At 43.8% G+C, this 14651-nt stretch carries 12 protein-coding genes; 1 reads left to right on the forward strand and 11 read right to left on the reverse strand.

From position 1 onward, the window contains the following. Window positions 1-13: 13 nt before the first annotated feature. From hflC to ACEN2L_RS02875, 9 genes are all read right to left on the reverse strand, one after another. Window positions 14-892 carry a protease modulator HflC gene (gene hflC, locus ACEN2L_RS02835; protein WP_441741623.1) on the reverse strand — a complete coding sequence of 293 codons (879 nt, stop codon included), beginning with the start codon at window positions 890-892 and terminating at the stop codon, window positions 14-16. Window positions 893-895: 3 nt separating this feature from the next. Next, window positions 896-2047 carry an FtsH protease activity modulator HflK gene (hflK, locus tag ACEN2L_RS02840; RefSeq protein ID WP_306020350.1) on the reverse strand — a complete coding sequence of 384 codons (1152 nt, stop codon included), beginning with the start codon at window positions 2045-2047 and terminating at the stop codon, window positions 896-898. An 88-nt stretch (window positions 2048-2135) separates the two neighbouring features. Next, window positions 2136-3422, reverse strand: a complete 1287-nt coding sequence (hflX, locus tag ACEN2L_RS02845) for a ribosome rescue GTPase HflX (protein WP_441741624.1) — start codon at window positions 3420-3422, stop codon at window positions 2136-2138. Between the two features lie 21 nt (window positions 3423-3443). Further along, window positions 3444-3686, reverse strand: a complete 243-nt coding sequence (hfq, locus tag ACEN2L_RS02850) for an RNA chaperone Hfq (RefSeq protein ID WP_306020352.1) — start codon at window positions 3684-3686, stop codon at window positions 3444-3446. 77 nt (window positions 3687-3763) lie between these two features. Beyond that, window positions 3764-4702 (reverse strand): tRNA (adenosine(37)-N6)-dimethylallyltransferase MiaA, encoded by a 939-nt coding sequence (gene miaA, locus ACEN2L_RS02855; protein WP_372340875.1) that lies wholly within the window; start codon window positions 4700-4702, stop codon window positions 3764-3766. Further along, window positions 4692-6488 (reverse strand): DNA mismatch repair endonuclease MutL, encoded by a 1797-nt coding sequence (mutL, locus tag ACEN2L_RS02860; protein ID WP_441741625.1) that lies wholly within the window; start codon window positions 6486-6488, stop codon window positions 4692-4694. The genes miaA and mutL overlap by 11 nt, the downstream gene beginning before the upstream one ends. Window positions 6489-6533: 45 nt before the next feature. Further along, the gene (locus tag ACEN2L_RS02865) at window positions 6534-7844 is read right to left on the reverse strand and encodes an N-acetylmuramoyl-L-alanine amidase (protein ID WP_441741626.1); all 1311 of its coding nucleotides are present in this window, start codon (window positions 7842-7844) and stop codon (window positions 6534-6536) included. Window positions 7845-7881: 37 nt separating this feature from the next. Further along, window positions 7882-8403, reverse strand: coding sequence for a tRNA (adenosine(37)-N6)-threonylcarbamoyltransferase complex ATPase subunit type 1 TsaE (tsaE, locus tag ACEN2L_RS02870; protein ID WP_306020354.1), 522 nt, complete (start codon window positions 8401-8403; stop codon window positions 7882-7884). Beyond that, window positions 8400-9956, reverse strand: coding sequence for an NAD(P)H-hydrate dehydratase (locus tag ACEN2L_RS02875; RefSeq protein ID WP_441741627.1), 1557 nt, complete (start codon window positions 9954-9956; stop codon window positions 8400-8402). Before ACEN2L_RS02875 ends, tsaE begins: the two co-directional genes overlap by 4 nt. Window positions 9957-9958: 2 nt before the next feature. Between ACEN2L_RS02875 and queG the strand changes: the two genes are divergently transcribed. Then, window positions 9959-11095, forward strand: a complete 1137-nt coding sequence (gene queG / locus ACEN2L_RS02880; RefSeq protein WP_441741628.1) for a tRNA epoxyqueuosine(34) reductase QueG — start codon at window positions 9959-9961, stop codon at window positions 11093-11095. Between the two features lie 163 nt (window positions 11096-11258). Here the strand turns inward: queG and ACEN2L_RS02885 are convergent, their stop codons facing one another. Both ACEN2L_RS02885 and ACEN2L_RS02890 read right to left on the reverse strand, forming a co-directional pair. Continuing rightward, window positions 11259-13655, reverse strand: coding sequence for an efflux RND transporter permease subunit (locus ACEN2L_RS02885; RefSeq protein WP_441741629.1), 2397 nt, complete (start codon window positions 13653-13655; stop codon window positions 11259-11261). A gap of 1 nt (window position 13656) precedes the next feature. Continuing rightward, window positions 13657-14613, reverse strand: coding sequence for an MlaA family lipoprotein (locus tag ACEN2L_RS02890; protein WP_441741630.1), 957 nt, complete (start codon window positions 14611-14613; stop codon window positions 13657-13659). Window positions 14614-14651: the final 38 nt, after the last annotated feature.

Below are 14651 nucleotides of genomic sequence, written 5' to 3' on the forward strand. Positions count from 1 at the left end.
AATCAGAAAAGGTTTATTTACCTTTCTGGCCGTTCATGTAGCGGAAGAAATCGCTATCAGGCTCAAGAACCAATACGTCACTCTTATCGTTAAAGCTGGCTTTGTAGGCATCCATACTACGTAAGAACTGATAGAACTCAGCATCTTTGGTGTAGGTGTCGGCATAAATTTTAGCGGCCATTGCATCCCCTTCACCTTTTAACTTACGTGCATTACGTTGTGCATCAGCCAACATAACCGTTACACGCGCATCAACGTCAGCCTTAATAAAGTCCGCTTTTTTCTTACCTTCTGAACGGTGTTCTCTTGCTACCGCTTCACGCTCAGTACGCATACGTTCGAAGATAAAGTTACGCACTTCAGGTGGTAAGTTGATTTGTTTTACACGCACATCAACGATTTCGATACCCAGTTCATCAGAACTGGTTGCTGCCTGATTCATGGCTTCATCCATCAATTCAGAGCGCTCACCGGACACGATTTGTGAAATAGTTCGCGTACCAAATTCTGAACGTAAACCATTATTGACCTTTTGTTGCAATAGAATCTCAGCGTTAGCTTTAATTGCACCTGTTGCTAAATAATATTTAGCAAAGTCTTTGATTTTCCATTTCACGTACAGATCAACTATTAAGTCTTTTTTCTCTGAGGTCACAAAACGGCTAGGCACTTCATCCAAGGTTTGAATACGAGCGTCTAGGACCACTACGCGATCAAAAATTGGTAATTTAAAATGCAAACCTGGTTCAAAAACTACGGTTTGATTCTCAGCATCACGCTGCACTTTACCAAACTGGATAACGATGGCTTTGTTACCTTCGCTGACTACAAACAACGACCCATAGGCTAAGAAACCAAGTAAAATAACAATAACAGCAATAAAATTTTTCATGACTTAGTTCCTCCCAGTGCGACTGTTACTACGAGAAGTAACTGTTGAATTTTCAGTAGATACACCGCCATCTTGGTTACGAAGACCTTCTAAGGTGCTGCGGTTAGTCGAAGGAGACGTCGTAGTCCCTTGACGTTCAAGTATCTTGTCCAAGGGCAAATACAACATGTTGCCTGAGCCTTTGGTATCCACCAAAATTTTACTGGTTGAGCTATATACTTCTTGCATGGTTTCAATGTAAATACGGCTGCGTGTTACATCAGGTGCTGCTTTGTACTGAGGTAATAGCTCTTCGAAACGAGCAATTTCACCTTGTGCTTCAAGGGTCACTTGCTCTTTATAAGCTTGTGCTTCTTGGGCCATCCGGTTTACTTGACCACGAGCACGAGGTTCAATTTCACGGGCGTATGCATCAGCTTCGTTAATAAAACGTTGTTCATCCTCTTGAGCTGCAATTGCATCATCAAACGCGGCCTTTACTTCTTCCGGTGGACGGGCATCTTTAAAGTTCATATCAACAATGGCAATACCCATGTCGTAAGATTCGATAATACCTTGAAGTTCATCGCGCACGCTTTGGCGGGCAACTTCACGACCACTGGTTAGCACGTCGTCCATTTTAGAATGCCCCACCACATAGCGAATCGCACTGTCGAACGCCTGACTTAGACTTTCTTCAGGTATGGTCACAGCAAACTGATATTTATAAGGTTCAAGAATGCGATATTGAACTTCCATTTCAACCCGGACAACGTTTTCGTCTTCTGTTAGCATAGAGCCTGAAGACGCCATAGAACGTACCGTTTGCACGTCAACAGGAACCACTTTATCGATAAAAGTGGGTTTCCAACGTAAACCAGGTTCTACAAAATGGCTAAACTCGCCAAAACGTAGCACAACACCCCGTTCTGCTTCACGAATAGTGTAAAAACCGCTTAGCACCCAAACTGCCACAAGTATTGCCGCAACAACACTTAGACCAATACCACCAAAGCCTTTTCCATTAGAGCTTGAGCCGCCTTTTCCGCCGCCAAACTTACCAAATTTATTCATGAGGTTTTTAAACACCTCATCTAGATCTGGTGGACCTTGATCTTTACCACCCTTGTTTTTCCAAGGGTCATTGTTATTTCCGCCGGGCTCATTCCAAGCCATTTTTACTCTCCAATCAGTTGATTTATTCGTTTGTCGTATGCCGCGTTGCTAATTAACACTGACACAGTAAATCTGTTTTATGTTGTTTCTAACTCACTATATAGTCTTGTAAGTTAGTTTCGGATCGCTTAATTAATCGTTGCCAGTCAGTATGTGCCATTCGTACATCTACCTGCCAATCGCCTTCTTCGGTATAACTTTGCTCAATAATACAATTCATTTCGTAAAAAACCCCGCGCAGTTTACTTAAGCTAGGGGGAATTCTTAAACGGTGTTGTACCATATTATCGGCTAAACATTCAGTAATAGCTGCCAATAATAAATCGATACCTATGCCTTGTTGAGCAGACAACCACACCCGAATGGGCATGTTGTTTTCATCTCGGTCTATACGCGCAGCAACCCCATCCATTCGATCAATTTTATTACAAACCATAAGCTGCTGGATATCATCAGCGCCAATTTCTTCCAATACTTGGTTTACTTGATCAGTATTTTCTCGATAGTGTTCGTCGGAATAGTCCACAACATGCAAAAGCAAATTGGCTTGCTGGGTTTCTTGCAAGGTCGCTTTAAATGCCGCGATAAGATCATGGGGGAGGTGTCGGATAAAACCAACCGTATCAGCCAAAATTGCTGAACCAATATCTTGTAACTGAATTTTTCTGAGGGTGGGATCGAGGGTGGCAAACAGCTGGTCAGCAGCATAAACCGCTGATTGAGTTACCGTGTTAAACAATGTTGACTTACCTGCATTGGTATAACCGACTAAAGACACGGTCGGTATCTCGGCCCTCAAGCGCGCTCTGCGTCCCTGTTCACGTTGTACCTGCACCTTTGCTAAACGACGAGTAATACTCTTAATACGTTCACGTAACAAACGACGGTCAGTTTCTAATTGTGTTTCACCTGGTCCACGTAAACCAATCCCACCTTTTTGTCTTTCAAGGTGAGTCCATCCGCGGATTAAGCGGGTGCTGATATGCTTTAACTGAGCCAGTTCGACTTGCAACTTACCCTCATGGGTTCGAGCGCGCTGAGCAAAAATGTCCAGAATAAGACCCGTACGGTCTAATACTCGACATTGGCACAGTTGCTCTAAGTTACGTTCTTGAGATGGAGTAAGACTATGGTTAAAAATAACCACATCAGCTTGATTGGCGCGTACAGCATTGGCAATCTCTTGTGCCTTACCGCTACCAACAAAATATCTCGCTTTGGGAGTTTGACGTGAACCCGTTACTACATCTACTGCGGTAACCCCTGCCGATGACACTAGCAGTTGTAGCTCAAGTAAATCCTCTCTGCTGTTTTCGTCCGCAAAATCAACGTGTACTAAGACAGCTTGCTCACCAGCTGCATAACGGTCAAACAAGCCATTCTCCTACCAAATGCATTATTCTTCGTCAGCATCCTGTCCCGTTGCGGCCATGGGGATAGCGCGAGACGGCACAACAGTCGAGATTGCATGTTTATAAACCATTTGACTAACGGTGTTTTTCAACAGGATAACAAACTGATCGAATGATTCGACTTGTCCTTGTAGTTTTATTCCGTTGACAAGGTAAATAGACACAGGAATACGTTCTTTGCGTAGTGCATTTAAGAACGGGTCTTGTAATGATTGCCCTTTAGCCATTATCTATCCTTTTCTTTTTATTATGAAAATTAATTTCAGCGTGATTATACAGTTTTTCAAAATGCTGTATAGCATTGCTAGCCGTGAAGTTTGCTTAGTTTGATAACCTGAGTCAAATTGTCGTTAGCAAATGTGTCTAATGGTAATATATTTTCCCAACCCCTTAACCATGTTAATTGCCGCTTCGCTAATTGTCGAGTCGCGGCTATGGACCGTTCTTTCATCTCATCGTAATCAAACTCTTTGTCGAGATATTGCCACATTTGACGATAGCCCACACACCTCATAGAGGGTAAATTTAGATTAAGATCAGTACGTTGGCGTAAAACTTCTACTTCCTGTTGAAATCCTGCTTGCAGCATTTGTTCAAAACGCAGTGCAATTCTCATGTGCAAGACCTTTCTATCGGCCGGTGCGATGGAAAACTGATAGGTTTGATAAGCCAAAGGAGCCGATTTTTGCATCATCAGTTCAGACATAGATTGTTTAGTTAATTCATATACTTCTAACGCTCTGAGCAAACGCTGCGGATCATTAGGATGAATGCGCTGTGCTGACTGCGGATCAATAACTTTCAAGCGTTCATGTAGTACCTGCCAGCCCTGTTGTTCAGCGTCTTTTTCAATCGTTGCCCGCACCATAGCATCTGATTCTGGCAAGGGCGACAAACCGTCAATTAATGCTTTAAAATACATCATGGTACCGCCCACCAACAACGGGATTTTACCCCGTGAAGAAATGTCGTCCATGGCAGCAATAGCGTCTCGGCGAAATTCTGCCACCGAATAACTTTGGGCAGGATCAAGAATGTCAATTAGTCGATGGGGGGCCATCGCTAATTCCTGAGCACTGGGTTTAGCGGTGCCTATATCCATGCCCCGATAAATTAAAGCTGAATCGACGCTAATAATTTCGCAAGGTAAGTGCTGACAAAGCTCAATCGCCAATGCTGTTTTACCTGATGCAGTTGGCCCCATTAAAAAAATGGCCGATGGTAATTTAGCATTATCTGACATATTCAGTTAACCATTGTTGAAAAGGGACTTTTTTTGCCACAAGAGCCAGTTGCTGCTCAATGGGCTTGGTAGCTTGCTGACAAAATTTCTGCCACAAAAGAAGTACGTCATTATCGCTTACATTGCTTTGCTGTAGAGCAAGATTGCTGGCTAAACATTGCTTTAATGCCTCAAGGTCTGCAACCTTGACGTTCAACAAACGTTCAAGTATCACGCTCCAATCAAACTCACGCATGCCAGCAGGTATTTTGCGTAAAATAATCCGCTTACCTTGCCATGCGATATCAATATTTAATTCGGCTAGTTTAGCTTGCATGGTACCAGCATGCGCAAGTTGTTGTGCATCGGCTTCTATCGAAATAGGCAACAATAAAGGCTGACTGACAGGCATGCCATGCGCAAAGTCTTGCATAAGCTGACACTCAATAAGGGCCGTGATTGCCAGTATATAAAAATGCTTAGCGTTTTTAATTAAGAGGTGGTGCTCACTCACTCTTAAAAAATCTACGTTTGGGGATACGTCACTTGTGACGGAAGACGTCATTAATGCCTGATACGCCTGACTTGCTTGACCTAGATTTACAGTAGTGTGTGTGAGTGCAGGGCGATTGTCATTGCCGCTGGGCGCTTGATAGCGACGAAAGCCTTGCAAATTAGCCAATGATTTTGTTGCAAGGCTGACTTCATTGACCTGAGGCTCTCGCTCAGGCGTAAGAGGCAGCATGTAATCATGATTAGGCACCACAGGCGGCAGGTCTTGAATATGATTGGCCGCTCGACTTTGATTAAAGTATTGATTTAAAGCATCGCTCAAGGCCCTAAAAATAAAATCATGCACCAAACGACTTTGGTGAAAGCGCACCTCATGTTTTGCCGGATGCACGTTAACGTCTACTTGGCTCAGTTCTAAATTAAAGTACAACACATAAGCTAATTGATGCTCAGGAGAGATAACGCCCTCAAGGGCTTGGCGAACGGCATGATTTAACAGCTTGTCACGCATCATCCGGCCATTGACATAAAAATATTGGCAATCAACTTGAGGTTTTGCCGTATCGGGCGGGGCCAACCAACCGCTTAGACAAAAATCTTGGTATTGGCTGTTTAGCTCAATCGCTTGTTCACTAAAATCCTTACCACAAATCGCCACTAATCGGCGTTTTTTAGCTTGCTCATTCTCAGCAAGTGAATACTTACGTACGACTTTACCGTTGTGTTTTAACGAAAATCCAACATCAAAACGACTCAGAGCAATCCGCCGAATGATTTCATCTATGTGAGTAAACTCTGTTTTTTCCGCCCTCAAAAACTTGCGTCTTGCAGGGGTATTGAAAAACAAGTCGAGCACTTCAACACTGGTGCCATTAGGATGAGCAACAGGCGCAAGATTGACCTCCATATCACGTCCTTCGCACTGGGCTTGCCATGCATCATGTTGCTCTGCTGGCTTTGAACTTAAGCTTAAGCGGGCTACTGAGCTGATACTGGCTAAGGCTTCGCCTCTAAATCCTAGGCTTGCGATATGTTCAAGTTCATCCAAACTGCTGATTTTACTGGTAGCATGGCGACTCAAGGCCAAGCCTAGTTCGGCTTGGGGAATTCCGCTGCCATTGTCGCGGATCACGATACGTTTGTGACCACCCTTTTCAATTTCAATGTCAATCTGACTCGCCCCCGAGTCTAAGCTATTTTCTATCAATTCTTTTACTACAGAAGCGGGACGCTCAACCACCTCGCCGGCAGCTATCTGGTTGGCTAATCTAGCGGGTAAAATTTGAATCGGCAAAATATAACCTTTAAAAACAGGGGATGGTAAATAAAAAAGCGCAAATTAAGTTTGCGGTATCGTCAATATCTGACCAATGCGCACTACGTCAGTTCTCAGATTGTTAGCTTTTTTGAGTCGGTCTACATCAACATTATAACGCTGGGCTAACAAGGATAAAGATTCACCACTGCGCACTTGGTGCGTACGATGATCTTTTTTAAGTTGAGCCCACAATGAGCCATCAGGTGGAATCCGCTTGAAATGTTTTTTAACACCATCAAAAATTGAACGTGCAATGTTTTGCCGATGTCTAGCGTTGTTTAAATTTTTCTCTTCTCCTGGGTTAGAGATGAATCCTGTTTCTACCAAGATTGAAGCAATGTCTGGTGAAGTCAGTACTGCCAAGCTTGCAGCCTGCGGCACTTTTTTATGCATTTTAGTGATACTTTTTAACTGGCTAATCACATCACGACTTAAGTCATAGCTGGTGGTCAGTGAGTGATCCATCGACATGTCCAACAACGCTTGAGTTAAATAACGCTCACTGGCCGTATCTTGAATAATTTCCGCCGCTCCACCAAGCAATTCTGAGTGCTTTTCGGTATTTTCCATCCAGCGGCCTAATTCGGTATTGGCTCTGCTCATTGACAACACCCAGACTGAAGCACCGCTGGGCTGGGGCGTGACAAACGCATCGGCGTGAATCGACACCAACAAATCCGCCTTGTGTTTGCGCGCAATCTCAGGTCGCTTATTGGGTGAGATATAATAGTCGCCGGTACGGGTCATGATCGCCTTCATGCCGGGCTCACTATTAATCATGTTCTCCAAATATTTCGAAATGCTCAGCGTAACGTCTTTTTCATAACTGCCTGCGCTACCAATAGAGCCAGGGTCTTCACCGCCGTGCCCGGCATCAATCACCACAATGATATCCCGGTCTGAACTGGCCGTTTTGGCATCTAACACAATTGCAGGAGCTTGTTTATCATCGCTTATATCGACCACCAATCTATCGTTATAAGGAGCAGTCGGCGGCAATGAAAACACCGTAGTTTCAAGCTTTTTACTGAGCTCAATCACCACTCGTATTGCATTTTTATCTTTGGGCGTGCTGTACCTCAGTTTTTTTACTAGGTCGCTCTGATTATCCACACCACTAAAATTAAATTTGTTACTGGTATTGGCAATATCAATAACTAACCGTTCTGGATTGCTTAGGGTAAAGTAACTGAATTCTGGCGAGTCGCTCAAATCAAAGACTAGTCGCGTATTTGCGGGTGAAGGCCAAATACGTAAACCGTCAATGTTGTTTTGTGCCTGGAGAGTAAAACTTAGCAATAAACAAGCGAGCCACAAAAAGGCGGCTGTCATGTTCATTCGTTTATTTACACACCCAATACTTTGCATATTATTTTTCTTTTTGGTGACGCTGTTGTGCTGAATTTTGTTCCAACAGCAATTCGAGCAAACTCTCGCCGTGTTCAGTCAAGGCGCTAATCGTTAAGGTACGACCTTGCTGGCTAAAGCTTATACTAATGTTTAAATCTGCTGCTGCCAAGAGTCCAAGCCCTTTATCCGGCCACTCAACCAAACAGATACAGTCATCTTCAAAGTAGTCCCTTATGCCCATAAACTCGAGCTCTTCAGGATCCGCCAGGCGATACAGATCAAAATGAAATATACGCCAAGGGGCAATTTCATAGGGCTCAACTAAGGTATAGGTAGGACTTTTTACATTACCCACATGCCCCATACCTTGAATGAAACCTCGACTAAAAGTGGTTTTGCCTGCCCCTAAATCACCTTGTAAATAAATCACACAGCCTTGTTTACAACTGCCGGCTAATGAAGCCGCCAGTCTCAACATGGCGGGTTCATCTAACAAATCAAATTCTTGGTTTTGTCTTATGGTTTGGCCAAATATTTTCATCGGTAATTTAATATCGCTCGAAGGGGTTGGAATAAATCACTGGCAATCATACCACGTTGCCCATAGTCACTGGCAACTCTATCGCCAGCATTAGCATGTAAACATACACCATAAGACGCCGCATCGACGGCGGACATGCCTTGCCCTAACATGGCTCCAATGACACCACTTAGTACGTCCCCCATTCCCGCCGTGGCCATCCCCGGATTACCATCAGCACAAACTAAGCAGGCGCCATCATCAGTGGCTTGACTAATAATTGTACCGGCTCCTTTGAGTACACACACTGCACCATACCGGGCCGATATTGCTTGACTGGCCGCGTACCTATCTTGCTCTATTTCTTGCACAGTAAGTCCTAATAGCCTTGCGGCCTCTCCTGGATGAGGCGTAACGACACAGGCGGGTAATTTTATTTGATTAGTTCGCCATTTTTTTGCTAATAAATTTAAACCATCAGCATCAATAATGACCGGCTTAGCAGTATGACTAAGGTAAGCTAATACATGTTCGAATAAACTGTGTGACCAAGCGTCAGTGCCTAGCCCCGGACCAAGCACTACACATGTGCTCCAATCTAAGGCTGCTTTGATCGCTGCTATACCTGTTGCTGTATTGAGCATGATTTCTCGTTGAGAATTGGCGACAAGTGCTTGGCTATGTTCGTGGCAAAACACCTTTACTAAACCTGCACCGCTGCGAAGCGCTGCAGTAGCAGTTAAGCAAATTGCCCCCGCCATGCCTTGGTTACCACCAAAACACACAAGACGACCAAAGTTTCCCTTGTTTGCATGATTTTGTCGCTGGCTTAAACGGGCTAAGGTACTCCAGCTAATGAGTTGGGCAGCGCTTCTAGCCATCGCATGAAAAGGTCTAGCAATAGCCAAATCAGCCAATATGAGCTGACCGCAATAATGTTTTCCCACCCCAGTGACTAAACCAGGTTTAATGGCAACGAAAGTCACGGTGCGCTGTGCTTCAACAGCTAGAGGCAATGCTGCGCCCGTATCCGAATACATGCCCGAAGGCACATCCAAACTCAGTACGGGCACCTTGCAACGATTAATTTTCTCAATGATAGACATCATCGAAGGGCGTATTACGCCTTGCAAGCCGGTGCCAAGTAGCGCATCGACGACTAAATCAAACTCATTAAAATCAGGTTCATGGCTGTCGAATATCATACCCTCATCGTGCAACCATAACGCTCGGGCTTGAAGAGCATCGCCTTTAACCAACCGTTCAGGATCCGCGCTGGCCACAATAACATTGAGACCCTGCTGTCTGGCCAAGGATGCGACAATATAGCCGTCGCCTCCATTGTTTCCCGAGCCAACCAAGACCAAAATTTTCTGTGCTAAAGGATAGTAAGCTTGAATACATTGCAAGGCCGCAGCACCCGCACGTTGCATTAGCGCATAACTCCCGCAGTTGAGTGATGCTGCAGCAGCTAATTCGTGTTGCCGAACCTGCTCTGCCCTAATCAAATTATATGATAAACTTACGTCCGTTTTTTCAAATACATTTTCATTTAATTGTAGAGGTAAAGTCACTTTTGGATTCTCAAGCATTAGCGCGATTAGCTGAAAATATCAAGGCTTGGGGCAAAGCGCTAGGCTTTCAGCAAGTGGGTATCTGTGATGTTGACCTCAGCAAACACGAAGTGTACTTGCAAAACTGGTTAGACAAAGGCTTTGCTGGCGACATGCACTACATGCATGAACATGGCATGAAACGCGCTCGTCCGACAGAATTACTTGCCGGCACAGTACGCGCTATTAGTGTACGCATGGATTACCTGCCACCCAATGCGCAGTTTGCACGAACCTTAAAAAATAAAAACAAAGCGTATATCAGTCGTTATGCCTTAGGTCGTGACTATCACAAATTATTACGTTCGCGCTTAAAACAACTTGGTGAAAAAATTAAACTGGAGTGTAACGACCTGAGCTATCGGCCTTTTGTCGATTCTGCCCCGGTTTTAGAACATGCTCTGGCTGAAAAAGCGGGAATAGGTTGGACTGGTAAGCACTCACTTACATTAAATAAAGAAGCTGGCTCATGGTTTTTTTTAGGAGAACTATTAGTCAATATCCCCTTGCCAATTGATAAGTCGGCAGAAGACCATTGCGGTAATTGCACCGCTTGCCTGACTATTTGCCCGACACAAGCCATAGTTGAACCTTACTTGGTCGATGCCCGTCGTTGCATTTCGTATCTGACCATTGAGCAAAAAGGTCCGATACCGATAGAGTTTAGAACACTAATTGGCAATCGTATTTATGGTTGTGACGACTGTCAGCTGATTTGTCCTTGGAATCGTTTCGCACAGATTACTGCTGAAAAAGACTTTCAACCTCGTAAGAACCTAATAAGTCAAGATTTGCTCGCGTTGTTCAGCTGGGATGAACATACTTTTTTAAAATTAACCGAAGGTTCAGCAATAAGACGCATTGGCTTTGAGCGTTGGCAACGAAATATTGCCGTTGGTTTAGGTAATGCTCCCTATTCAGCACTTATTATTGCTGCACTTACACAAGCTCGTTCAAACGCGTCTGAATTAGTGCAAGAACATATCGACTGGGCAATGGGCCAGCAACAAGCAAAAGCCAAACAACACACGAACGACCTACCCCGCCAAACAGAGCGATTGATCAGAAGTATTGAGAAAGGCCTCGTCAGAGATGCTTAACTGAAGCGTTGCAAAGACCTTCAACTCGTTATCAGTGAAAATGAGCGCCTACACCGGTGACTCTCACCTGCTTCTAAGCGACCATGTAATGCAAGCATGCAGAGCATCGCATGCGGCGCATCGCATGCGGCGCATCGCATATCACAAGGCGCATTAAGCCAGGTTATTTTTGCTCAGCCCCTTTGCAAAAACGACTTAACATAGCTGGCAATAAGGTCAGATCGGTCAGCAAGGCTACCATCATGGCTAAACCGGTCAGTAAGCCAAACATCACACTGGGCACAAAGTCAGAAAAGCTTAACAAGGAAAAGCCCAGGGTGATGATAAAACTGGTGTACAACAAAGCAAAGCCGATACTGCCGTAAGTTGCTTCTACGGCATCGTTTGCTGATCTAGACCTTAGCTCTTTGGTAAATCGATGCACAAAGTGAATGGTATCATCGACTGCAATACCCATTGCAATAGCAACAATGGTGATCGTCATTAAATCCAAAGGAATGCTAAACCAACCCATAATCCCTAGAATTAACATGGTCGACAATATATTGGGAATAATCGCTATTAGCGCTATTTTAAATGAGCGAAAAATACCCAAAAGCACCACAAATAAAGCCGAATAGACAATGCCCATAGTCAAAATTTGCGAGCTGAACAATCGCTGTAATATGTCTTGATAGAGGACAAATAGATTGCCTAGTACAAACGAGTGTGGAACGATTGATACCCCTTCTATGTCTTGTTTTAAGGTTTCAATAAACTCAGCGCGATTTAAGTTTGCCGTGGTATCTTTGATGCGACTACTGATGCGTAATTGTTGTGTTTGTACCGAGAAATACGAACCAAGCAACTGCTCAGTCAGTGACTTGTCAATTAAACGATATATCACTGTTAATTCATATTCGGTCAGAGGTTTACCCTGATTAATGATTTGCGCCAACTCAGTAAAGTTAACGATAGACGTGACATTACCCATGGCTTCAAACTGCTTCATGACAAATTGGACTTTTTGCAAAGACTGCACGGTCTCGGCACTCAACACTAAGTCCTTCTTTTGTTGTTGTTGCGGGATGGTGTAAATAACATCTAATTGAGTTGAGCCTCCAAATTGCTGATCAATAAACGATAACTCTTTGAACACTCTTGTCGATTTATCAAAATAGTTAATAAAACTGTTTTCAACACTGAGCTTGCTTAGACCTATCGCACTGCCAATCAATAAACCTAAACTGATGAACATAATGAGCGTTCTATGGCCCATACTGATTTGCTGCAGGCCATTGATTATCCATTGACTAAGTCGGTGGTACTGGGTTTTGTCTTGACGTTTTAACATGCTCACCATAGCGGGGAATAGTATTAAACTGACCAAGATAGAAATTATCATCGCCACTATCATCATCCAACCAAACGACACAACAGGCTGAATTCCACTGAACAATAAAGAGCCAAAACCAACACAAGTTGTTAAGCCAGCGTAAAAGCACGGACTCAATTTGTTGATAAACGTTTGCTGCACAAGTTGCTGTTGACTGGCTTTTGGTTGCTGTTCTGCCTGCTGGCGGTACTCCACCAGCAAATGGATAACAATCGCAAGGGTCAGTATGAGCTGCAAGGCCACAAAATTTGATGAGATAACCGTGGTGCGTAAATCCAATAAACCAAACAAGCCAATAGTCAGAACCACACTAATTGCACAGCAAATTATTGGAATAAACACCCAGCGTAGTTGCTGAAAAATAACAAATAGCAATAAACAAATCATGAGAGCGATGGCACTGCCAAACACCACCAGATCGCTTTGAATAATATCAATCAATTGAAAGGCCAAAACTTGGGCGCCACCCAAATAGATAGTAGCCTGCTTTTCGAATGGCTCAGTAATTTTATAGATGTCTGCAATTTCTTGTTGGCGCTGCTTGTTAAGCTCTTGCTCCAAAGGGTCAGCTTCTTGTCGTAGCTCATCGATTTTTCGCTGGTCGTCTTCACTCAATTCATCACTGAGCACTTTCTTTTGAAGCTGAGTAATATCTTGGTAAATGACACTTAAGCGCTCATCCTTTTTAAATACAATTTGGATAGCGGTGGCGCTCATCGCTTGGTTAACTAGCAAGTCGGTATACAGCGGATGTTCATTAAATATTTGACGCATATTCTCGGGTGAAAATCGTTTCGCTTGCCACGTCCAATCATCTGGATTTAATTTTGCGTCAAGGGATTCCACTTGCGATAAGAGTGGCACATTCAATATATGAGTAACCGCTTCGACACGATCCAACTGACTGAAAGCTTTGCTAAGCTGAGTGATGGCTTGAAAAGATTGCTCAGAGAATACATCACCCTCCTTAGGCTCGTAGGCCACCAAAATAAATTCTTGCGGCGCAAACCGTTGATTGATCAGTTGAGACTCGATGTAGAGCTTATTGTTTTTGAGCAGCAAAGTTTCAGCAGAGGCATCAATTCGAAAGTTCTGTACAAAAAAACCTAACATTAAACTTAAAAGTACAAACAACCCAATCATCAACTTGTTATGTTGAGTAATAAAACGCGCCAGCATAGGCATATTAGTCCTCCTGCCCTGATTGAGAAGTAGCGGACTGACTCTGCGTTGCCGTTGGCTCTATATTGGAAGTTTGCCCCTTTGAATAAGGATTAAGCTGAAATGCTTCGCTGGGCATCGCGCCCTCTTTAAATTGTTGGTCGCGCATCACACCTTGCAAATACAGGTTTCGAAAGAACAAATATGGATCTTCACTTTTTTGCTCTAAGGTTTCATAACTGTCTGCTTGAGGGGCAAACTCATGGAAGCTGCCATAACTTTGCAGATAAATAGTCTGAGGAGAGTCCGCTAATGTGTTTATGGGATGCACGATACCTTCGATTAAGGTAGAAAAACCATTACGTGTGTCGGTCTGCCCTAAAAATGGCAACACGAGAAAACTGCCATATCCTACGTCGTATGAAGCTAATGTCTGATTTAGAGTGGCTTTTTGTTCTTTTATGTCAAACCAATGATCAGCGGGATCAAATAAACCTAATAAGCCTACGGTAGAATTGATTAAAAAACGACCTACGCTGCTACCAGATTCTGAGCCCTTACCCTGCAAAAGATGATTAATCGCATTTAGGGGCTCCCGTAAATTACTGAAAAAGTTACTTACCCCTCCTCTAACAGGCTCTGGTACTACTGCTTGATAGCCATGACTGGCGGGAATAAAGATATTTTTGAAGACAAAATCGTTGAAGGCAAACACAGGCCGGTTGAAACTTTCAAGGGGGTCGCTGAAGCTCTCTGGTTCATAGCTAACTACCGTGGGGGCGAGCGCAAAAGAACCATGGGAGCTTTCGATCTCCATTGCCTGTGATTGAGCATTAGTAGCGGAGTCTGATTGAGTTTGATTACTCGCACATCCACTACTTAACATCACTGCAATGACCAATAAAACACAAGAAATCATATTGGCTATCTGCGGTGTGCTTTGCCTAGGCTGAGCGAACAAGCTTCTGGTAAAAATGTTCATCAATTCTTCCTTATTATTAGTAGTGAACGCAGGCAAGG

This window comes from Flavobacterium sp. W21_SRS_FM6 (assembly GCF_052119645.1).
Classification (GTDB): domain Bacteria; phylum Pseudomonadota; class Gammaproteobacteria; order Enterobacterales; family Alteromonadaceae; genus Paraglaciecola.